At 63.0% G+C, this 22,419-nt stretch carries 17 protein-coding genes; 3 read left to right on the top strand and 14 right to left on the bottom strand.

Annotated features, from left to right (window positions below; translation table 11 throughout):
* Positions 1-240 precede the first annotated feature (240 nt).
* Entirely contained in the window at positions 241-1,134 is an 894-nt protein-coding gene (locus tag AC1DOG_RS09495) for a DMT family transporter (RefSeq protein ID WP_477927568.1), read from the bottom strand.
* A 302-nt stretch (positions 1,135-1,436) separates the two neighbouring features.
* On the opposite strand from AC1DOG_RS09495, the gene AC1DOG_RS09490 reads away from it, so the two are divergent.
* The 3 genes from AC1DOG_RS09490 (at position 1,437) to AC1DOG_RS09480 (ending at position 7,861) form a co-directional block, all read left to right on the top strand.
* Positions 1,437-2,546: a cache domain-containing protein gene (locus AC1DOG_RS09490; protein ID WP_477927566.1), complete on the top strand. Its 1,110-nt coding sequence runs from the start codon at positions 1,437-1,439 to the stop codon at positions 2,544-2,546.
* 164 nt (positions 2,547-2,710) lie between these two features.
* Positions 2,711-5,359, top strand: coding sequence for an aminopeptidase N (gene pepN / locus AC1DOG_RS09485; RefSeq protein WP_477927564.1), 2,649 nt, complete (start codon positions 2,711-2,713; stop codon positions 5,357-5,359).
* 180 nt (positions 5,360-5,539) lie between these two features.
* Positions 5,540-7,861, top strand: coding sequence for a PAS domain-containing sensor histidine kinase (locus AC1DOG_RS09480; protein ID WP_477927562.1), 2,322 nt, complete (start codon positions 5,540-5,542; stop codon positions 7,859-7,861).
* A 52-nt stretch (positions 7,862-7,913) separates the two neighbouring features.
* On the opposite strand, the gene AC1DOG_RS09475 is transcribed toward AC1DOG_RS09480, so the two are convergent.
* The 13 genes from AC1DOG_RS09475 to AC1DOG_RS09415 form a co-directional block, all read right to left on the bottom strand.
* A complete protein-coding gene (locus AC1DOG_RS09475; RefSeq protein WP_477927560.1) occupies positions 7,914-10,868 on the bottom strand; it encodes a bifunctional [glutamine synthetase] adenylyltransferase/[glutamine synthetase]-adenylyl-L-tyrosine phosphorylase in 2,955 nt (984 codons plus the stop codon).
* Between the two features lie 122 nt (positions 10,869-10,990).
* Positions 10,991-12,394 carry a sensor histidine kinase gene (locus AC1DOG_RS09470; protein WP_477927558.1) on the bottom strand — a complete coding sequence of 468 codons (1,404 nt, stop codon included), beginning with the start codon at positions 12,392-12,394 and terminating at the stop codon, positions 10,991-10,993.
* Positions 12,391-13,068, bottom strand: coding sequence for a response regulator transcription factor (locus AC1DOG_RS09465; RefSeq protein ID WP_156144896.1), 678 nt, complete (start codon positions 13,066-13,068; stop codon positions 12,391-12,393). Before AC1DOG_RS09465 ends, AC1DOG_RS09470 begins: the two co-directional genes overlap by 4 nt.
* Positions 13,069-13,216: 148 nt before the next feature.
* The gene (locus tag AC1DOG_RS09460) at positions 13,217-14,782 is read right to left on the bottom strand and encodes a Do family serine endopeptidase (protein WP_477927556.1); all 1,566 of its coding nucleotides are present in this window, start codon (positions 14,780-14,782) and stop codon (positions 13,217-13,219) included.
* Between the two features lie 142 nt (positions 14,783-14,924).
* Complete coding sequence (locus tag AC1DOG_RS09455; protein WP_477927554.1) at positions 14,925-15,380, bottom strand: cytochrome c-type biogenesis protein; 456 nt, start codon at positions 15,378-15,380, stop codon at positions 14,925-14,927.
* On the bottom strand, positions 15,377-17,365 hold the full coding sequence (locus AC1DOG_RS09450; RefSeq protein WP_477927552.1) for a heme lyase CcmF/NrfE family subunit: 1,989 nt from the start codon (positions 17,363-17,365) through the stop codon (positions 15,377-15,379). The genes AC1DOG_RS09455 and AC1DOG_RS09450 overlap by 4 nt, the downstream gene beginning before the upstream one ends.
* Entirely contained in the window at positions 17,362-17,814 is a 453-nt protein-coding gene (gene ccmE / locus AC1DOG_RS09445; RefSeq protein WP_018898871.1) for a cytochrome c maturation protein CcmE, read from the bottom strand. The genes AC1DOG_RS09450 and ccmE overlap by 4 nt, the downstream gene beginning before the upstream one ends.
* Complete coding sequence (gene ccmI / locus AC1DOG_RS09440; RefSeq protein WP_477927550.1) at positions 17,811-18,977, bottom strand: c-type cytochrome biogenesis protein CcmI; 1,167 nt, start codon at positions 18,975-18,977, stop codon at positions 17,811-17,813. Before ccmI ends, ccmE begins: the two co-directional genes overlap by 4 nt.
* Before the next feature lie 106 nt (positions 18,978-19,083).
* Positions 19,084-19,512, bottom strand: coding sequence for a hypothetical protein (locus AC1DOG_RS09435; protein ID WP_477927548.1), 429 nt, complete (start codon positions 19,510-19,512; stop codon positions 19,084-19,086).
* Positions 19,513-19,622: 110 nt separating this feature from the next.
* Positions 19,623-21,026, bottom strand: coding sequence for a sensor histidine kinase (locus AC1DOG_RS09430; protein ID WP_018898874.1), 1,404 nt, complete (start codon positions 21,024-21,026; stop codon positions 19,623-19,625).
* A complete protein-coding gene (locus AC1DOG_RS09425; protein WP_018898875.1) occupies positions 21,016-21,687 on the bottom strand; it encodes a response regulator transcription factor in 672 nt (223 codons plus the stop codon). Before AC1DOG_RS09425 ends, AC1DOG_RS09430 begins: the two co-directional genes overlap by 11 nt.
* A 53-nt stretch (positions 21,688-21,740) precedes the next feature.
* Complete coding sequence (locus AC1DOG_RS09420; protein ID WP_047513615.1) at positions 21,741-21,989, bottom strand: hypothetical protein; 249 nt, start codon at positions 21,987-21,989, stop codon at positions 21,741-21,743.
* 196 nt (positions 21,990-22,185) lie between these two features.
* A complete protein-coding gene (locus tag AC1DOG_RS09415; protein ID WP_113237405.1) occupies positions 22,186-22,395 on the bottom strand; it encodes a hypothetical protein in 210 nt (69 codons plus the stop codon).
* Between the last annotated feature and the right edge of the window lie 24 nt (positions 22,396-22,419).

Raw genomic sequence — 22,419 nt, 5'->3', positions numbered from 1 at the left:
ACTTTTCGTATTCGCAAGCCAAGCAAACTAAAGCCGCCACTTATTTTCAACATCAGGATGCATAAATAAATGAAAGTTGTTCATTTTTACAAAGCATAGGCAACTGTCACACGCCACCCTCAAAATTTGTAGGGTGGCTTGCTCGGCGGAAAAAATGCATGAATTTTGCGACACTTAGCCCCACGATTTCGTGAGCGGGAGCTATGGCGTGCTGGCTTTTCGCGCGGCCGCCCGCTCGAGTTACAACTGATGCTCGCGGTAGATGATGAAGATGCCCGCCACGACGATGACGGCGGTTCCGATCAACATGCTCGTCGTCGGGATATCATCAAACACAAAGTAGGCGAGAACGCTTCCCAGGACGATTGAGGTATATTCGAACGGCGCGATCGTCGAGACGTCCGCGTGCCGATAGCTTTCCGTCAGAAAAATCTGCGCGATACCGCCGCTGAAGCCGGCCGCAATCAGGAAAAGTTGGGGGGCGAGATCGAGCAGGTCCCAGCCGAAGGGCACGGTGAACAGCGAAAAGACCGATGCGGTGATCGAGAAGTAGAGCACGATCGTCGAGGTCTTTTCTTCCTCGACCAGCTTTCTCACTTGGATCATCGCCAGGCCGCCGAGAACGGACGCCAGCAGCACCGTGACCGCGCCGATCGCCTGCTCAGTCTCGACACCGCCATCGCGAAACAGAGTAAGCTTGGGCCAGGAGACGATCGCCACGCCGATCAGGCCGACAAAGACCGCGGTCCAGCGATAGATGCGGACCGTCTCGCCCAGAAGCAGGGCTGCGAAGACAACCGCGATCAGAGGCATGGCATAGCCGAGCGCGATCGCCTCGGGCAGCGGCAAATGCAGCAGGCCATAAAAGCCGAGGCCCATCGAGATGATGCCGAGCGTGCCGCGCTTGAGATGGCCGACCGGATTGGCGGTATAGAAGGACGCCTTCAACTGTCCGCGATAGGCCAGAAACGCCATGATCGGGAACAGGGCGAAGAACGACCGGTAGAAAGTGACCTGGCCGGGCTGGATGCCGGTGCCCGCAAGCTTGATGAAGGTCTGCATCGCCAGAAAGAAGACGACGGAGGCGAGCTTGCACGCAATACCTCGCATCGGATTTTCGAAGACCGGCCGCATGTCAGAAACTCGCGAATTAACCACTTAGCGTTGGGAGAGCGCATCGGACTCAATGCTCGATCAATGTGCCAGCGGTTGGTCTGAAAGAACAGGCTAAATCGCCGGAAAAGCAAGTTCGGGTCGCGGTTTCAGCGCAGACATGCCGACAAACCATCGAAAACCATGAAAATCGGCGAAAACAGCCAATATTAATCGGCACCAGTCTCCGCCGTTAACACTTTGAGAACCATAAACTCGCATTGATTCTCCTATTGCAGACATAGCTTTTCATAAATTCACAACTTAAACCTGTTTCAGGAGGCATGCATATGATGCCGTCTACGTTACCCGAACGCCAGCAGCCAGCGGCAACGCCGCGCTCCATGCGGGTCGTGACAGAAGGGATCGGTTCCGATCTCGAACGCTTCAGCGCCGACAATACACACGTCGTCAAGCAGATCAGGTTGCTTGCGATCAACGCGCTTATCGAGGCCGCGCGCGCCGGCGAAACCGGCAAGGGCTTTGCCGTGGTGGCGAACGAGGTGCAGCGTCTCGCCCAGATCGCCAGCGAGATCGCCGACACATTCGAAAGCAATGTTTTAGGCCGCATCGGCCTTTCGCGCAGAATGGCCGATGGGCTGGTCAACGAGCTCGAGGGCGTGCGGCTGACCGATCTGGCGCAGACGCTCGTGCAGCTTATCGTGCGCAATCTTTTCGAGCGGACGGCGGATGTGCGCTGGTGGGCCACGGACGCCGCACTCTGGCAGACCTTGCAGGAGCCAAGCACCGATAGCGCCAGCTTCGCGGCCGAGCGTCTCGGTGTGATCAACCGCTTCTATACCGTCTACCTCGACCTTGTGCTGACCGACCTCAGCGGACGGATCGTCGCCTCGGCAAATCCCGAGTTTCAGCGGCGGCTGCTCAATGTTTCGCTCGCCAAAGAGGCATGGCACAAGGCCGCGACCCAATGTAAATCCGGCAACGATTACGTGGTGGACGAAGTCTGCAAAAGCCAGCTGCATGGCGGGCGCACGGCGCTTGTCTATGCAACGGGCGTGCGCGAAGGCGGGAAGCTCGATGGAAAACTGATCGGCACGCTCGGCGTCTATTTCGACTGGCAGAACCAGGGACAGGCGATCGTCGACAAGGAAGCCAACCTGCCGCCTCAGGTCGCGGAGCGGACGACGGTCATGATCCTCGACGGCGCAGGTCGGATCATCGCCTGCAGCAATCCGTCATTGATGTTCAGCCGCTTTGCGCTGCAAGTCCAACATGGACAGGAGCGCGGCAGCTACTACGACAATAGCGGCTCCATCGTCGCCTATGCGAAGACGCTCGGCTACGAGGACTATGATGGATTGGGCTGGTATGGGGTGGTTGTACAAAAAACCGAAGATGAGACAGCGATAAAATCGATCCTCAATCGGAGATAGCCAGGCGAGAGACTATAGTATCTCCCCCCAGAAATAGCCGATGTGCCATCCCACCTTCGGCTTTAGCTTTAATTCAGACTTTAGTGTAATTGTACCAATCAAATTTTACGGCAGAGCGCCCACTCTGTTTGCGAAGCATTGTCTAAAAGGTCTCAGGGAATATCATGCGCACAGATACCGGCCAGGTCATAAATCTGGCAGATTACCGCCCCACCGATTTCGAACTCGAGCGTGTGGATCTGACGTTTGAACTGGACCCGACCGCCACCAAGGTAGATGCCCGCCTGATCTTCCACCGCCGCAAGGGCGCCGATCCCAAGGCGCCGCTCATTCTCGACGGTGATGAACTCGCCCTCTCCGGCCTGCTCTTCGATCAGGCGGAAATGAAGCCCAGCCAGTATACGGCAACGCCTGACAGCCTGACGATCCGCAACCTGCCGAAATCCAAGCCTTTCGAGCTGACGATCACCACGATCATCAATCCCGAGGCCAACACCCAGCTGATGGGCCTTTACCGCACCAACGGCGTCTATTGCACCCAGTGCGAGGCCGAAGGCTTCCGCCGCATCACCTACTTCCCCGATCGCCCTGATGTTCTGGCGCCCTACACGATCACCATCATCGGCGACAAGGCCGCCAACCCGGTCATGCTGTCCAACGGCAACTTCCTCGGCGGCGCCGGCTATGACGAGGGCCGCGCATTCGCCGCCTGGTTCGATCCGCATCCGAAGCCGAGCTATCTCTTCGCGCTGGTCGCCGGCGATCTCGGTGTCGTCGAAGACAAGTTCGTGACCATGTCGGAACGCGAGGTCACGCTGAAGATCTACGTCGAGCATGGCAAGGAAGCGCGTGCCGCATACGCCATGGATGCGCTGAAGCGCTCGATGAAGTGGGATGAGGAACGGTTCGGCCGCGAATACGATCTCGACATCTTCATGATCGTCGCCGTGTCCGACTTCAACATGGGCGCCATGGAGAACAAAGGCCTCAACGTCTTCAACGACAAGTACGTGCTGGCCGATCCGGAGACCGCGACCGACCAGGACTACGCCAACATCGAAGCGATCATCGCCCACGAATACTTCCACAACTGGACCGGCAACCGCATCACCTGCCGCGACTGGTTCCAGCTCTGCCTCAAGGAAGGCCTCACGGTCTATCGCGACCACGAATTCTCGGCCGACATGCGCTCGCGCCCGGTCAAGCGCATCGCCGAGGTGCGCCATCTGAAGTCCGAGCAGTTCCCCGAGGACGGCGGCCCGCTGGCGCATCCGGTGCGCCCGACCACCTATCGCGAAATCAACAACTTCTACACGACGACGGTCTACGAGAAGGGCAGCGAAGTCACGCGCATGATCGCGACGCTGCTCGGCAAGGACCTGTTCAAGAAAGGCATGGATCTCTATTTCGATCGCCATGACGGCCAGGCCGTCACGATCGAGGATTTCGTCAAGTGCTTCGAGGATGCCAGCGGATGCGACCTGACGCAGTTCTCGCTCTGGTATCACCAGGCCGGCACGCCGCTCGTCACCGCGTCCGGCAGCTATGACGCTGGCGCCAAGAGCTTCACGCTGTCGCTCGAGCAGATGGTTCCGGCAACGCCGGGCCAGAGCGACAAGAAGCCAATGCACATTCCGCTCAGCATCGCGCTCTTTGCCGAAGATGGCACGCCGCTCGAGCCTTCGTCGGTCGATGGCGCCGAGTATGGCGACAACGTGCTGCATCTGACCGAGCGCAGCCAGAAGGCCACCTTCAAGGACATCGGCTCGCGTCCGATCGTATCGATCAACCGCAGCTTCTCTGCGCCGATCAACCTGCATTTCGATCAGTCGCCCACGGATTTGGCGCTTCTCGCCCGCTTTGAGACCGATCACTTCGCGCGCTGGCAGGCATTGACCGATCTCGCACTGCCGACGCTGCTCGCAGCCGCYCGCGATGCGCGTGACGGCAAGCCGGTCGTTGCCTCGAAGGACTTCGTCGAGGCGCTGCTCGCGGCAGCCGCCGACGAAACGCTGGAGCCCGCCTTCCGCGCCCAGGCGCTGGCGCTTCCAAGCGAATCCGACATCGCCCGCGAACTCGGCGGCAACAACGATCCTGACGCGATCCACGCCGGCCGCTCCGCCGTGCTGCAGCAGGTCGCCGATGCCGGAAAGAGCGTCTTCGCCGCACTCTACGACAGCATGACCACGCCAGGCGATTTCAGCCCCGACGCCAAGAGCGCCGGCCGCCGTGCGCTTCGCAACAGCGCGCTCACCTATCTGTCCTACGCCGAGAATACGCCTGACCGCGCCAAGGCCGCCTTTGACGCCGCCAACAACATGACGGATCTGATGCAGGCGCTGACGATCCTCGCGCACCGCTTCCCCGATAGCAGCGAGGCGGCCGCAGCGCTGTCCACGTTCCATGACCGCTTTGCCGGAAACGCGCTGGTCATCGACAAGTGGTTCTCCGTTCAGGCGACCATTCCGGGCGCAAAGGCGCTCGATCGCGTGCTGAAGCTGATGGACAATCCGCAGTTCAAGCGCACCAACCCCAACCGCGTGCGCGCGCTGGTCGGCACGTTTGCCTTCGGCAACCCAACCGGCTTCGGACGTGCGGATGGAGAGGGCTACCGCTTCCTCGCCCGCGAGATCCTCGATATCGACGCGCGCAACCCACAGTTGGCGGCGCGCATCCTCACTTCGATGCGGTCCTGGCGTTCGCTGGAACCCGCAAGAGCTGAACATGCACGCAAGGCGCTGACCGAGATCGCCGAAGCACCGGCGCTCTCCACCGACGTTCGCGACATCGTCGAGCGCACCCTCAAGGGGTGATTTGCAAAGCGAGGCGGCCGAGCCTATCGAAGCCGCCTCCCAAGCATGCTGGAAAAATCAGCACTTAGAATCGGTTAACAGATTTTTACCTTTTCCTCTGGACAAGGCGAATCACCAATGATTCATTGAGTCAGGTTCGGGCGAGCGGCGCAGCGAATCACGAGGGACAAGGCTCAAAAAATGATGAACGTGCGGCGGGCAACCGTGGCCGAAGGACGGCTGCGTGTCGATTTCGAGAGCTTCCGCGCCTGGCGTGAAAGCTTCACCGGCAAGTCCTCCGCGACCTCGCGACCATCATCTTCCCGAAATTACACGCATGCCGAGGCCGTGTTGAAGCGCGCCATTCCTATCCTTATCGTTGCATTTTTGACCGTCGTCGCAGCCTCGCATTTCTTCGGCATGCTCTCCGAGCACGACCGCATGCAGGCCGCCGCCCGCCACTCCACGGCGCTCGCCGCCGCCACTGCCGCCGCGGCATTCGCCGATTCCGCCGCGATCTTCGACAGCGGTAACGCAACCGAAGGCCAGGCCCGCCTCGCCCGCTTCCTGCCGCAGGACCGGCTCGACGACGACGCCTTCGTCCTCCTCGTGCAGTCGAGCGGCAAGGTCTTCGCGGCGTCCGCCGCCGGTGCGGCCTATGTCGGCGCCGGCATCGGCGATTTCTTCTCCGAGGTCTCGGCGATCCGCCGCTTCGGCGACCGCGCAGGCGTGATTGAGACCACCATCGCCGGCCGGCCCCACTACGCCCAGATCACGCTGATCGGCGACAGCGGTGGCTATGTGGTCGCGGCCACCTCGCTCGACCGCATCAGCCAGCTGTGGCGCGAGGAGCTGACGCTCAACGTGACGCTGTTTGCAGGCATCTCCTCTATCCTCCTGGTCATCCTCTACGCCTACTATATGCAGGTGCGCCGCGCCCGCCATGCCGACGAGATCTTTGTCGAGTCCAACCAGCGGGTCGAGACGGCCCTCTCGCGCGGCCGCTGCGGCCTGTGGGATTTCGATTTCGACCGTCGCGAGTTCTTCTGGTCGCGCTCCATGTACCAGATGCTCGGTCTTCCTGGTGGAGACGGCAACATGTGCTTCGGCGACGCCGCCCGTCTGATGCACCCCGACGACAGCGGCATCTACGAGATCGCCCGCTCGGTTGCCCGTGGCGACGCCGAGCAGATCGACCAGATCTTCCGCATGCGCCATGCCGCCGGTCACTATCTCTGGATGCGCGCCCGCGCACAGGTCATCCGCACCAATGCCGGCCAAGTCCACATGATCGGCATCGCAATGGACGTGACCGAGCAGCACCGCCTTGCGCAGCGCTACGCCGAAGCCGACCAGCGGCTGGCGGACGCGATCGAGAGCACATCGGAAGCTTTCGTGCTGTGGGACAAGAACGACCGTCTGGTGATGTGCAACACGCACTTCCAGCAGGCTTACGGCCTTCCCGACAGCGTGCTGGTGCCGGGCACCGAGCGCGCCGCCGTCAACGCCGCCGCTGCCCGTCCCGTCATCGAACGCCGGATCGCCGACGCCCATGGCAATGGCTACTCGCGCACCAGCGAAGTGCAGCTCGCCGACGAGCGCTGGCTGCAGATCAACGAACGGCGCACCCGCGACGGCGGCATGGTTTCCGTCGGCACCGACATCACGCTTCTGAAGCGCAACCAGGAGCGCCTGCGCGATTCCGAACGCCGCCTGATGGCGACGATCGGCGACCTCTCCTCTTCCCGCCAGACGCTGGAACGGCAGAAATCGGCGCTGTCGCTGGCGAACGCCAATTATCTCTCGGAAAAGGAACGCGCCGAGGCCGCCAACAAGGCGAAGTCGGAATTCCTCGCCAACATGTCCCACGAGCTGCGCACGCCGCTCAACGCCATCCTCGGCTTCTCCGAGATCCTGCAGGACGAGATGTTCGGTCCGCTCGGCTCCGCAAAGTACGACGAATATGCCCGCGACATCCATCACAGCGGCCGTCACCTGCTCAACGTCATCAACGACATTCTCGACATGTCGAAGATCGAAGCAGGCCATATGAAGCTTCAGTGCGAGACGATCGACCTCGCGCCGCTGATCGAGGAAAGCCTGCGCTTCACCGCAATCCCGGCCAGCGAAAAGCGTATCGAGATCCAGCAACGCATCTGCGATGGCATGACACTCAACGCCGATCGCCGCGCGATGAAACAGATCCTGCTCAACCTGCTGTCCAACGCCGTGAAGTTTACCGACGAAGGCGGCCGGATCGCGGTGCGCACCCGTCGTACCTCAGTCGGCGTGATGCTGACCATCGCCGATACCGGCATCGGCATTCCGACGACCGCGCTCAGCAAGATCGGGCAGCCCTTCGAACAGGTGCAGAACCAATATGCCAAGAGCAAGGGCGGCTCCGGACTGGGCCTCGCCATCTCGCGCTCGCTGACGACGCTGCATGGCGGCCGCATGAAGATCCGCTCACGCGAAGCGATCGGCACGGTGATTTCGCTGCTGATCCCCGACAGCGCGGCATAATGCTTCGCATGTCGGTGCCGCAAAACCGCTACACACTTTTGCGCGACATGCGCTACGCCTTCACCACCGCCTGAAAGGCCTTCCGCACCGTCTTCGACAGCTGCTTCATCTCTCCCTCAAGCGTCTTGATGTCAGGGCAATCGCCAGCGCGGCAGACGAGATCGATGAGACCCGCCGGCGCATCCTTTGGATCGAAGGGGCCATCAATGCAGAGCCGGATGAGCTGCGACAGCTCGGTATAGAGCCCGAAGGCCTCGCTGCAGCTATCGACATCGGTCGATGCCATCAGCGGCGCTCCCAGCTGCTTCAACGCTTCGCCGGTGCTGATGCCATTGACCTTGACGGCGACATCCTTCGCCGGCGCGATCAACGCCAGATACTGCGCGATGAACTCGATATCGACGACACCGCCGGGGATGAGCTTTAGGTCCCACATGTTGGCGGGGGGCTTCTCCTGCTCGATCAGCGCGCGCATCTCCGCCACATCCTTGGCCACCTTGCGCACATCCCGCCGTGTCGACAGCACCTCCTCGATCACGCGCTCGACGTCACCGATCAGGCTCGCATCGCCGCAAATCAGCCGCGCGCGGCTGAGCGCCATATGCTCCCAGGTCCAGGCTTCCTCGCGCTGGTATTTCGCAAAAGAGCTGATGCGGGTGGCGACCGGCCCCTTGTTGCCTGAAGGGCGGAGGCGCATGTCTACCTCGTAGAGAACGCCCTCGGCCGTCGGCGCCGACAAGGCGGCGATCAGCCGCTGGGTGATGCGGGTGAAGTAGCGAACCGCGTCCAGCGGCTTGGCGCCGTCGGATTCCTCGGCCGCATCGTCGTAGTCGTAAAGCAGGATGAGATCGATATCGGAGCCCGCGGTCAGCTCGAAGCTTCCGAGCTTGCCCATTCCGGCGACGGCAACGCGGCCGCCGGGGAACTTGCCGTGCGCCGCCTCGATCTCCGAGAGCACGGCATTCAGTGCCGCCTCGACGATGAGATCGGCAAGGTGCGTAAACGCGCGTCCGGCCATCGCGCCATTGATCGAGCCCGTCAGCAGACGAATGCCGATCAGGAAGCGCTGCTCGGCGGCAAAGATGCGCAGCCGGTCCAGCACCTCCTCATAATAGCGCGCCTGCTGCAGCGAGCCCTTGAGGCGTCCCGCCAGATAATCCCGCGTCGGAAGCTCGGCCATCAGGCCCGGATCGAGCATGCCGTCGAAGACGTGTGGCCTCGCGGCGATGACCTCCGCAAGCTTCGGCGCCGCCGACATGATGTAGACGATCAGCGAGAGCAGCGCCGGATTGCTGCCGAGCAGCGAAAACAGCTGGATACCAGCCGGTAGCCCCGAGATGAAACTGTCGAACCTGAGGATTGCCTCGTCGGCACGCTTGCTTTCGCCGAACACGCGCAACAGCTCCGGCGTCAGTTCGGTCAGCCGTTCGCGGGCCTCTACCGATTGCGTCGCCTTGTAGCGCCCGTAGTGCCAGGTGCGGATGACCCGGGAGATGTCGGAGGGGCGCTCGAAGCCGAGCTTGCGCAAGGTGACCAGCGTGTCGGGATCGTCGTTCTGGCCGGTGAAGACGAGGTTGCCCGTCTCCGTCGACAGTTTGGTCTCCTGCTCGAACAGCCGGGCGTAGCGACGCTCGACGGTCCTGAAGACCTCGACAAGGCGTTCGGAAAAGCTCGGCGTGTCGCTGAAACCCATCATGTAGGCGATGCGCTTCAATTCGCCTTCGGTCTCGGGCAGCAGGTGGGTCTGCTCGTCGCGCACCATCTGGATGCGGTGTTCAACGTCGCGCAGGAACCAGTAGGCTTCCGTCAGCTCCCCACAGGTCTCCTCGTCGATCCACTTGGCCTTGGTGAGCTCGTTGAGCGTTTCCTCGGTGGCGCGCGAGCGCAGCGCCGGCATGCGCCCGCCGGCGATCAGCTGCTGCGTCTGCGCGAAGAACTCGATCTCGCGGATGCCGCCACGTCCGAGCTTGACGTTATGGCCTTTCACCGCGATCGCGCCGTGTCCCTTGTGGGCATGGATCTGCCGCTTGATCGAGTGGATGTCGGAGATCGCCGCGTAGTCGAGGTATTTGCGGAAGACGAAGGGGGTGAGATCGCGCAGGAAACGGTCGCCGGCCGCGATATCGCCCGCAACGGGGCGGGCCTTGATGAAGGCCGCGCGTTCCCAGTTCTGCCCCCTGCCCTCGTAATAGACCATGGCGGCGTCGATCGAGACGGCAAGCGGCGTGGCGCCGGGGTCGGGCCGCAGGCGGAGATCGGTGCGGAAAACGTAGCCGTCGCCGGTGCGCTCCTGCATGATACGGACGAGCCTGCGCATCAGGCGCGGGAAGATATCGATCGCATCATCGGGATCGGAGAGCATGCCCGCCTGCTCATCGAAGAAGACGACAAGATCGATGTCCGAGGAATAGTTGAGCTCGCAGGCGCCGAGCTTGCCCATGCCGAGCACGACGAGACCCGACCCTTCGCTCGGGCGCGCCACGTTCTTCAGCTGCAGCTTGCGGGCCTCGTGCGAGGAGAGAAGCAGATGATCGATCGCGGCCGAGACCGTGGCCTCGGCAAGCCGGCTCAGCCATGCCGTGGTGGTGCGGCCATCGAAGATCCGGGCGAGATCGGCGAGCGCCAACAGGAACGCCACGCGTCGCTTGACCGTGCGCAGGCGGCCCATGATCTCACTCTCGCTCGGCGAAGCGCCATCGCGCGGCATCCAGACGTCACGCGCTTCCGAAATCAGCGCCTCCAAGCGCGGCTCGAGCGGCTCGCTGGTGGCGATGGTGAGAATGCCAGGATCGATATTGGCGATATCGCGCAGATAGGGCGAGAGCGTCAGCGCGGCGGAGATGAAATCGCGAAGCGCGCCCTCGGTCTTCAGCATGGCGGCCACGACCGGTTCGTCGGCGCCGATCTTCTGCAGATCATCAAGCACGAGCTTCAATTCGGCCTTGCTCAACGGCTTCAACAGGCCGTCGACCACCTCGCTCAGGCTGTGCGTCGAATTCGTCAGCATGCGCCCTCCCTGGCAACAGGCAGCAAAAGTCGAAGCAGAATCAAAGCCGCTCGCCGCCTGAGGCTAAGTTAGGGTCTGAGACGCAAATGGCCAACAGACAATTCGGGGTAGCGCGGAAACGCCTACTTCAGGGGAAAGACGAGCGTGACGGCGAGGCCGCGATGGGCCGCCGCATCCGGATCGGTGTCGCTGAGTTCCAGCTTGCCGCTGTGCAATTCCATCACCGCTTCGACAAGCGACAGCCCCAGCCCGGTGCCGGGCTTCGAGCGGCTCTCGTCCAGCCGCACGAAGCGTTTCAGCACATCTTCGCGCTTGTCGGCAGGGATGCCGGGACCATGATCGGCGACCTGCAGGCAGATGGCATCGGGACGGCGTGTCAGCCGCAGCGAGACTTCGCCACCCGCCTCCGCACCCGCGGAATACTTCACGGCATTGTCGATCAGGTTGAAGATCGCCTGGCCGATCAGTTCGCGGTTGCCCTGCACCTCGATACCGGGCTCGATGTCAGTGGTCATCGCAAGCCCCGCCTCGTCGGCCACCGGCTCGTAGAGTTCGGCGCTATCGGCGACGATTGCCGAGAGATCGATCGTCGACATCTCGGCGGCCACCGAGCCGGCCTCGACGCGGGAGATCATCAACAGCGCGTTGAAGGTGCGGATCAGCTGGTCGGATTCCGAGATAATCCCTTCCAGCGCCACGCGGCGCGTATCGGCATCCGGCGTATCGATCGCATCTGCCGCCTTGTTGCGCAGACGCGTCAGCGGCGTCTTCAGGTCGTGGGCGATGTTGTCGGAGACCTGGCGCAGTCCTTCGTTCAGCTTCTCGATGCGGCCGAGCATGGTGTTCAGCGACACGGAGAGGCGATCGAACTCGTCACCGGAGCCGCCGACCGGCAGGCGCTGCGAGAGATCGCCGGCCATGATCTTCTTGCTCGCCGCCGACATGCGGTCGATGCGCTTCAGCGCGTTGCGGCCGATGCCGAACCAGATGATGACGGCACCGAGACCCATAATCGCCAGCGCGACCATCAGCGCCTGCCGGACGAGCGCGCGGAAGGCTTCCGGCTCGCCGAGGTCGCGGCCGATCAGGATGCGCAGGCCATTGTCGAGCACGTTGATGTTGGCGACCGCCATGTGCGGCTTGCCCTGCCCGCCCTCTGAATAGCGCTGGTAGCGGAACGGCAGGCTGGTCCAGCCCTGCTCGTCGAGCACGCCCGGCTGGACGGAGGCGACGTTGCCGGCGAGGATATCGCCCGAGGGACCGGCGATGATGTAGAGATTGGCGCCCGGCTGGCGGGCCCGGCGCTCCATGGTCCTGAGCAGCAGGTTCATGCCGCCATTGTCATAGGCGCGCTGAACCTGATCGACCTCCTGCTGCACGGCCTCGCGGATCTGGCTGGTCAACAGCCGCTCGGACATAGCCGTCACGTAGAAGACGAGCGTTGCGGCGCAGATGGCGAAGAGCAGGATGTAGAGAGCCGAAAGGCGGACTGCCGTGGACTTGAAGAGAACCCAGAAGCGGTTCATCCGTCATCCTTGATCATGTAGCCGGCGCCGCGAATGGTCTTCAAGAGCGGCAGGCTGAAATCCTTCTCGATCTTGGAGCGCAGCCGCGACACGTGCACGTCGATGACGTTGGTCTGCGGATCGAAGTGATAATCCCAGACGTTTTCGAGCAGCATGGTGCGGGTGACCACCTGGCCGGCATTCTTCATGAGATATTCGAGCAGACGGAACTCGCGCGGCTGCAGCGGGATTTCCTTGCCGCCACGGCGCACTTCGTGGGCGAGACGATCGAGCTCCAGATCGCCGACACGGTAGACGACGTCCTGGTCCGGCGTGCCCTTGCGGCGGCCGAGCACCTCGACGCGCGCCAGAAGCTCGCTGAAGGCGTAGGGCTTGGGGAGATAGTCGTCGCCGCCGGCGCGCAGGCCGGTCACGCGGTCGTCGACCTGGCCAAGAGCGGAGAGAATGAGAACGGGGGTGTGGATGCCCTTGCGGCGCAGCTCGGCGATGACGGAAAGGCCATCGCGGCGCGGCAGCATGCGGTCGATCACAAGCACGTCGTAGGTGTTTTCGGTCCCCATGAAGAGGCCGCTTTCGCCGTCGCTTGCATGGTCGGCGACAATACCCGCCTCACGAAAGGCTTTCGTGAGATAGGCCGCCGCTTCCAGATCGTCTTCGATGATGAGAATCTTCATGCGGCCGACATTACCCGCCGGCTGTGTTTCGGCAAGGCTCAAAGCGTGATCGTCGTGCTGGAAGGTCATTGTCGTCACCTGCGATGGTTGACAGGAAGAGCCGCGCGAGCGCGCGACCCTTCTAATTCGATCCGGAAACCCGGGGCGTTTAGCCCTGGTTTTCGACCGGAAGGGCCACGAAGCGGCTGCCTTCCTTGGACTGGATCTGGAACAGCGCGCGGGTGCGGCCATCCTTCTTCGCCTGGTTCAGCACCTTGACCACGTCGTCGGCGGTGGAGACTTCCTGGTTGTTGACCGAGGTGATCTTCTCGCCTTCCTTGATGCCCTTGTCGGCAGCGTCGGAGTTCGGGTCGATGCCGGTGATCTGCAGGCCCTTGCCGTCATCGGCCGGGCCAACTGTCAGGCCGAGATCGGCGAGCGCCTTTTCGGATGCCGGGGTCTGTGCTTCCGGTGCCTGATCGCCATCATCTGCCGAAGCCTGCTGCTGGTCGGCCGGCAGCGTGCCGAGCTCAACCGTCACCGGCTGGGATTTGCCCGAACGCCATACCGACAGCTCGACCTTCTTGCCCGGCGTCATCGCGCCGATGCGGCGGCTGAGGTCACGGGCATCCTTGACGGTCTCGCCGTTGACGGCGGTGACGACGTCACCAGCCTTGAGGCCGGCCTTTTCACCCGGCGTTCCAGCCTGAGCGTTGACGACGAGCGCGCCGCTTGCCTCAGACAGGCCGAGAGAGTCGGCGATGTCCTTGGTGACCGGCTGGATCTGCACACCGAGATAGCCGCGAGAAACCTGGCCGTCCTTCATCAGGTCGGCGACGACGTCCTTTGCGGTCGAAGCGGGGATCGCGAAGGCGATGCCGACGCTGCCGCCCGACGGCGAGAAGATGGCGGTGTTGATGCCGACCACCTGGCCGCTGAGGTTGAAGGTCGGGCCACCGGAGTTGCCGCGGTTCACGGCTGCGTCGACCTGGAGATAGTCGTCATACGGGCCGGAGCCGATATCGCGGCCACGGGCCGAAACGATACCTGCCGTCACCGTGCCGCCGAGGCCGAACGGGTTGCCAACGGCAACCACCCAGTCGCCGACGCGGACGTTGTTGTCGTCAGCCCAGTTGACGTAGGTGAACTTCTTGCCCTTGCCGTCGACCTTCAGCACGGCGAGGTCGGTGCGCGGGTCCTTGCCGATCAGCTTGGCATCAAGCTCGGTGCCGTCCTTCATGACAGCGACAAAGGCCGCGCCATCGGAAACGACGTGATTGTTGGTGACGATATAGCCGTCTTCAGAGATGAAGAAGCCGGAGCCCTGGGCGACGGGACGCAGACGCCCCTCATGCTGGCCGGGGCCGGGAGGATGCGCGCCGGGAGGGCCACGGCGACCCTGCTGCTCGCCGAACTGGCGGAAGAAGGGCTTCAGGGCGTCGGGGAGATCATCGAAGCCACGACCGTTGAAATCGAACGAGAAGCCGTTGTTGCCATCCTCATCGGAGACCGGCTTGACGCGGCTTTCGACGCGAACGGAAACGACGGCAGGCGAAACGGCGTCGACGACATTGGCGAAGCTCGGCACGGATGGTGCCTCGACCTTGACCGCTTCGGCGTAGGAACGCGTGATTTCGAGGGGGACACCGGTCGCCAGGACGGCGGTGGCAAGACCAGCAACGGTCGAGGCCTTGAGCACGGTCGACAGTGACGGAGCTTTGATAGTCTTCAGCATAAGACGCACCTTCTTATATTTAAATCCACGGGACCGGCGGTTACCGGATCGGTCGATGGATGAAGATATAGGACGGCAGACCTTACTGCGAACTGTCCGAGGCATGAAAAATTCGTAATGTCCGAATTCTTCCGCCTGGAGCCTACTTTTTCAGTAGCTCGCTCAAACGCGCCTGCTCTTCGCTCGTCAGCGTTGATCCGGTCGGCTGGCCGGCATAGCGGCGGGCGAAGACCACGAGCGACAGGCCGCCCAGCAACGCGAGCAGGATCGGAGCCCCCCACAGAAGCAGCGTCTTTGTCTCGAAACGCGGCTTCAGCAACACGAACTCGCCGTAGCGGGAGACGATGTAGCTCATGACCTGCTGGTCGCTGTCGCCATCAGTAATGCGTTTTCGCACCAGCAGACGCAGGTCCTTGGCGAGTTCGGCGTTGGAATCGTCGATCGACTGGTTCTGGCAGACCATGCAGCGCAATTCCGCCGAGATCGCGCGCGCCCTGCTCTCAAGAGCGGGATCTTTCAGCATCTCGTCCGGGTTGACGGCGAAGGCCGGTGCTGCGGACGCGATCAGGAAGAGGGCCAGAAGGAAGCGACGCATCATTCAGCCGGCTCCATGACAGGCTGCAGCGCCTTTGCCTTGCGGCGCGGCGCGCCGACGCGCAGGCGCCGGTCGCTGAGCGAGACGAAGCCGCCAAACGCCATGACGAGCGCGCCGCCCCAGATGCAGAGAATATAGGGCTTCCACCAGATGCGCACGACGATGCCGCCGTCATCTGTGGGATCACCGAGCGAGACATAGAGTTGGCTCGCGCCGAAGGTCAGGATACCGGCTTCCGTCGTCGGCATCTGGCCGGCGGTGTAGATGCGCTTGGCCGACCAGACGTCAGCCACCTCGACGCTGCCCCTGGCGATGGTGAAATGACCGCGATCCTCGGTGTAGTTCGGACCGGTCGCCTCGCGCATCCCGTCGAAGCGCAGCGTATAGCCGCCGGCATCGGTCACCTCGCCCTGCTTCATCTGCAGCACGTGCTCGGTCTGGAAGGTGGAAACGGCAACGATGCCAAGCACCGAAATGCCGAGGCCCGCATGGGCGAGCGCCGTGCCGAAGGCCGAACGCGGCAGGCCCTTGAGGCGGCGCCAGGCGATGCCAAGAGGCTGTTTGCCGACGCCGGCGCGATACCACAGGTCGGCGATGGCGCCGAGGACCAGGAAAAGACCAGCCGCGAGACCGAGAACCGACATGACCGGGCCGCCATGCTGGAGATAGAAGAACAAGACGGCGGCGACGAAGGCGAGTGCGGCAACCACATAGAGCCGCTGCAGCGCGCCCAGCAGATCACCGCGCTTCCAGGCGAGCAGCGGGCCGAATGGCACGATGACCAGAAGCGGCGCCATCAACAGGCCGAAGGTCATGTTGAAGAAGGGCGGGCCGACAGAGATCTTGTCGCCGGTCATGGTTTCCAGAACCAGCGGGTAAAGCGTGCCCGTCAGCACAGTGCCGCAGGCGACCGTGAGGATCAGATTGTTGACGACGAGCGCGCCTTCGCGCGAGATCGGCGCGAACAGGCCGCCGGCCGTCAGTCTCGGCGCCCTGAAGGCAAAGAGCGACAGCGCACCGCCGATGAAGAGCAGCAGGATGCAGAGGATGAAGACGCCGCGCGACGGGTCGCTGGCGAAGGCGTGAACAGAGGTCAGCACGCCCGAGCGCACCAGGAAGGTGCCCATCAACGACAGCGAGAAGGTCAGGATGGCAAGCAGCACCGTCCAGATCTTCAGCGCCTCGCGCTTTTCCATGACGAGCGCCGAGTGCAGCAGCGCCGTGCCGGCGAGCCAGGGCATGAAGGAGGCGTTTTCSACCGGRTCCCAGAACCACCAGCCGCCCCAACCGAGCTCGTAATAGGCCCAGTAGGAGCCCATGGCGATGCCGAGCGTGAGGAAAGTCCAGGCGGCCAGCGCCCAGGGGCGCACCCAGCGGGCCCAGGCGGCGTCGATGCGGCCTTCGATCAGTGCCGCCACGGCAAAGGAGAAGCAGACGGAGAAGCCGACATAGCCGAGATAAAGCAGCGGCGGATGGATGGCGAGGCCGATATCCTGCAGGATCGGGTTCAGATCCTTGCCTTCCGCCGGCGCCGGATCGAGGCGCGCGAAGGGATTGGAGGTAAGCAGAATGAAGAGCAGGAAGGCCACCGAGATCCAGGCCTGAACCGAAAGCACATTGGCCTTCAGCGTCTCGGGAAGATTGCGGCCAAAGATGGCGACCAGCGCGCTGAAGAGAGCCAGGATCAGCAGCCAGAGCATCATCGATCCCTCGTGATTGCCCCAGACGCCGGAGTATTTGTAGATCAGCGGCATCAGCGAGTGCGAGTTTTCCCAGACGTTCTTCACCGAGAAATCCGAGACGACATGCGCATAGGTCAAGACGCCGAAGGAGAAGGCGACCAGCGCGAAAAGGACGACAGAGCCGATCGGCCCGACATCCATCATCGGCTGATCCATGCGCCGGGCGCCGATCAGGGGCACGAGCGACACGATGATCGCGGTGGCGAGCGCCAGAATGAGAGCGTAGTGGCCGATTTCGATGATCATTTCGCCGCCTGTTCGTCTTTCCAGAGCCCCTGCTGCTTCAGCCTGTCGGCGACATCCTTGGGCATGTATTTCTCGTCATGCTTGGCAAGCACGGTATCGGCGGTGAAGACATCGCTGCCGCTCTCGAACGTGCCCTCGGTCACCACGCCCTGACCTTCGCGGAAAAGATCGGGAAGGATGCCGGTGAAGCGGACATGGACCAGATCGCCCGAGGCGTCGGTCACGGCGAAACGCACCGTCGAGCCTGCGCCCCTGACCACACTGCCCTCGCCAACCAGGCCGCCGAGGCGGATACGGGTTCCCGGCGGCACCGGATTGCTGGCGAGATCGGCCGGCATGTAGAAATAGGCGACCGAATTGCTGAAGGCGAACATCACCAGCAGAACGGCCGCGACAATGAAGCTCATTCCGCCGCCGATTACCGCAAGGCGTTTCTGCTTGCGCGTCATTGCATCGTTCCTTGTGTCGCCGCTGCTTCCGCGGGAAGACCGAGTTCATGGGCGAGTGCCACAAGCTGCTTGCCCTTCTCGCCATCAGCGGGGAAAGCCGTCAGCCCGCGCTTCAGCGCCGCCGCCGCGCGGTCCTTGTCGTTCAATACCATATAGGAGCGGACCAGCCGCAGCCATCCGTCGAGATTGTCGGGGTTCTCGGTCAGCTTCGCGTCGAGACTGTCGACCATGCCGCGGATCATCTGCTGACGATCGCCGCTGTTCATCTGATCGGCCGCCGCGACATCAGCCTGCGTCGGTCCACCGAGCGGTGCGGCCGTGGGAGCATTGCCTGCAGCAGCCGGCGTGCCGCCGTTCTTTGCGATATGCTCGCTCACCAGCGGCATCCATGGCGCATCGGGCGGGGACTGCTTGGCGATCGCCTCGAAGCCGGCGCGGGCCTCGTCGGCCTTGCCCGCCTGTTCGAGGCCGAGCGCGATGTAGAAGCGGGCGCGCGGGTTTTCCGGCTCCAGCTTCAGCGACCGCGTCAGCACATCGCGCGCATCGTCGGTGATCACGCCGCTCGAGGCGGCAATCAGCGTTTCGGCCAGCCCGTCGAGCCGGGGCGGCGTTTCGCCGAGCAGGCGGATGGCGTTGCGGTAGGCGGTCTCGGCGTCGGCGATGCGCGTGGTGTTGAAGTAGATCGGCGCCAGGATGTCCCAGCCCTTGCCGTCATCCGGGTTCTCGGCGAGATGCCGCTCGGCCTTGGCGACAAGGATCGCCATGTCGTTGCCGGGATTCTCCAGGCGCGCCTCGAGAGGCTGCGAGGGCAGATCGGGTCTGCCCATTATGATGTAAAGACAGAGCCCCGTGAGCGGCAGCAACATTAGCACGAAGACTTCGGCGGCGCGACGGTATCCGCGTCCGGCCTTGGGAGCAGCCGACATCTCGGCGCTCGATACGGCAAGCAGCCGACGGCCAATTTCGGCGCGGGCGTATTCGGCCTCCTCAGCGGAGATCAGACCGCCGGCGCGGTCGCGGTCGAGCTCGGCAAGCTGGTCGCGGTAGACGGCGGTTTCGCCGGCACGGCTATCGCCGGTCGCCTTCGAGCCCCGCAAAAGCGGATAAAGCAGAAGAGCGGCAACGGATGCCGTCATCACGGCCAGGAGAATCCAGAAAGTCATGATCGCCAATTACTCGAAGCGCGGGATCATTCCAATATGCAAAGCCACGATGACGATGATTTGAAGCATTTTGCAGCTGTCGCAGACAAGAAGCGACCGGGATCGACTAACCCAATGGCGACCAGCTGCCGTTCTCGTTGCGGCAGGCCGATCCGCGCGCCAGCGTGTCCTTGCCGTCAACGGTGAGCGTGTGGGTGTACTGGCGGCAATTCTGCGAGCCGACCTGATAGGGAGCCGCGGCCACGACCTTGCCGCTGACATTGCGGCCGCTCCAGACGACCGGCTGGCCGACGGCTGCGCCTTCCAGCGCGCGGTACTCGGCTTCCAGCGCCCGCTGCCGGTCGCTGTCGCTCAAGGTCACGCCGGTGCGGCCGACGATGCCGCCCTGCAGGGCTTCGATGATGGTGGCGGAGGCCGATGGCTTGCGGCCGCCGAAAAGGCCGGATGAGGCGCCGCTCTTCGTCGTCTGGCAACCGGACAAAGCCATGCATGCCACAAGAGAAAGACCAATTATGCCTTTTGAGCTAGGTATCATTCAGTCGAACCCGAACCAGGTGTCAAACGCGCCACAGGTGCAAGCTGCACCCCGCCTTAGGCCGAGGTAAAGCATGCTATGCAAATGTCTTTCTGGCATCAAGCCGACGATCACGCAACATCCTTTGTGACACCGGGAAGAATAAGGCGCGCCTTCAGTCCGCCCCACTCGCCGCGCGACAGTTCCAGCCGGCCCTGATACTCGTTGGCGATCTCGGTGACGATCGAAAGGCCAAGGCCGGTGCCGGGCTTGCTCTCGTCGAGACGGCGGCCGCGCTTCAGCGCCTCGCGAATCTGGTCGGGCTCAAGGCCCGGGCCATCATCCTCGACAATGACCTCCACCCAATGGCGGCGGGCGCTGCCCTCCCCGCCCTTGACGTCATCGGGGGCTTCGGCGACCGAAAGCCTGACCTTGTGGACGGCGAAGCGCGAAGCGTTTTCGAGCAGATTGCCGACCACTTCCTCCAAGTCCTGCTGCTCCAGCGCCACGGCCAGATGCGGCGGATTGACGAGTAGGTCGAATTCCTTGTCGACGTTCAGGCGGCGCATGACGCGCACCAGCCGCTCCAGCGCCGGCTCGGCGTCGGTGCGGGCGAGCACGGATTCGCGCTGGGCGGCGATGCGGGCGCGGTTGAGATAGGATTGCACCTGCCCCTGCATCGATTCCGCCTGGCTCTTGACCAGCTCGCCATGCGAGCGCTCCAAGACGCGGGCTTCGTTGAGCAGCACGGCGATCGGCGTCTTCAGCGAATGGGCGAGATTGCCGACCTGCATGCGGGCGCGCTCGACGATGCGGCGGTTGCTGTCGATCAGCGCGTTGACCTCGTTGGCAAGCGGCAGGATTTCGCGCGGGAACTCGCCCTTCAACTGCTCGCTCTCGCCAGCGCGGATGCGCTCGAGTGCTGCACGCGCCTTGTCGAGCGGCTTCAGGCCATAAAGAATGGCGAGCGCGTTGACGATCAAGCTGCCGACGCCGAAGCCGGCGAGTGCGAGATAGAGGCTGTGGGAGAAGTTGCGTACATCGTCCTCGACGACATCGACATTGCCGGTGACGCGAAAGCGCGCGGCGCGGCCATCGGTGTCGAGCACCACTTCGGTCTCGGCGACCTGGATGCGGTTCTGCGAGGTGTCCGTCACCTGGTAGTAGCGCTCGTAGTTCTTGTCGAACGGCGCTTCCAGCACGGAGGGAACGGGGATGGTGGTGGCGCCGAGCGAGGGCGAGACCAGCGGCGGGGCCGTATAGGTTCCCAGCGGCTCGACCATCCAGTACCAGCCGGTCTTCGGCTGGGCGAAGCGCAGGTCGCCGAGCTGCGGGCTGCCCGACAGCGCACCCTGATCGCCGATCGCCACGGAGTTGATGACGTTATAGAGCTGCGCGCGCAGCAGATCCTGAAAGCCGCGCTCGGCGCTCTTGCGATAGAGCGTCGAGATCAACAGGCCAATCACCACCAGCGCCACGGTCGACCAGATCGTGGTCAGAAGCAGGACGCGTGCGGTAAGAGACTTAATTCGCATTGGTCGGCGCTTGGATGCGGTAGCCGAGACCGCGCACCGTTTCGATCAGATCGACGCCCATCTTCTTGCGCAGGCGACCGACGAAAACTTCGATCGTGTTGCTGTCCCGGTCGAAATCCTGGTCGTACATGTGCTCGACCAGCTCCGTGCGCGACACGACCTCGCCCATGTGATGCATCAGATAGGCGAGCAGCCGGTATTCGTGCGAGGTCAGCTTCAGCGCCACGCCGTTGACCACGGCCTTCGAGGTCTTGGTATCGAGGCGAACGGGCCCGCAGACGATCTCCGATGAAGAGTGACCGGCGGCACGACGGATGAGTGCGCGGATGCGCGCGAGCACTTCTTCGACGTGGAAGGGCTTGGTCACGTAATCGTCGGCCCCCGCATCGATGCCGGCGACCTTGTCGCTCCAGCGATCACGGGCCGTCAGGATCAGCACCGGCATGCCGCGACCGGCGCCGCGCCACTTTTCCAGAACGCTGACGCCATCGAGTTCGGGCAGGCCGATATCGAGGATGATCGCGTCATAGGGCTCGGTATCGCCGAGGAAGTGTCCCTCCTCGCCGTCGAACGCCTGATCGACGACGTAGCCGGCCTCTTTCAGGGTTTCGCTCAGCTGACGATTCAGATTGACGTCGTCTTCGACTACCAGGATGCGCATCGGTCCGCTCTACTCCGCTTTATGTCTTCGATGTCTAAATAGGGCGATTCTGCCTACATCGGAACCTTGACGGTTACTTTACGCGGTCGCTGGCCGTTGCCCTGGACGAGCACGGTGATGATGCAGCTGTCGCCGGAGGGCTGAACGGAGAGCAGCTGCCCCCCGGTCTTCTCGACAACCTGCTGGGCGGCTTCACTGCAATCGCCTGCTACGCGCACCAAAAGGTTGTGCGTATTATCCGGTGAGGGCGACGGTACCGTCAGCCAAACGGCCAACGCTGCGACGCTCAGAGGAGAGGCCATGTGCTATGCTTTCAATGGATACCAACTTGACCTGACTATGTACTCAGGAGACCTGAATGGCAAATGAATGCAAGGTAATGTCGGGTCCCTGGAGGTGCCTGAGAGCATGCCGCGAGGCACCCGACGCGGCTGCTGTGGCCGGAAAGGCACGGTTGGCGGCGGCATTCGCGCCACCGTGCCGCTATCGCCCCTGGACTCAAGGCTTGATCGCGGACTTCGCCGTCACCCGGCCATAGACCGCAAGCAGGCCACCCAGCGCGCCGGCGATGTTGACGATCGCATCGACGATCTGGCCGCGATCGCCGGATGCGATATCCACACCCGTAAAGTGCAAAGCCGAAGCGAGGATCGCAACGACCGCGCCCCAGATGGTCTTCGAGCTGTACCAGTTTTTCAAATCAGGCATCGTCCTTCTCCTTCGGTTGAAATG

It is taken from the genome of Rhizobium sp. 01N48 (assembly GCF_056399145.1).
Note: the sequence above shows the minus strand (reverse complement) of the source record. Positions and strands in the feature narration are given on the sequence as shown.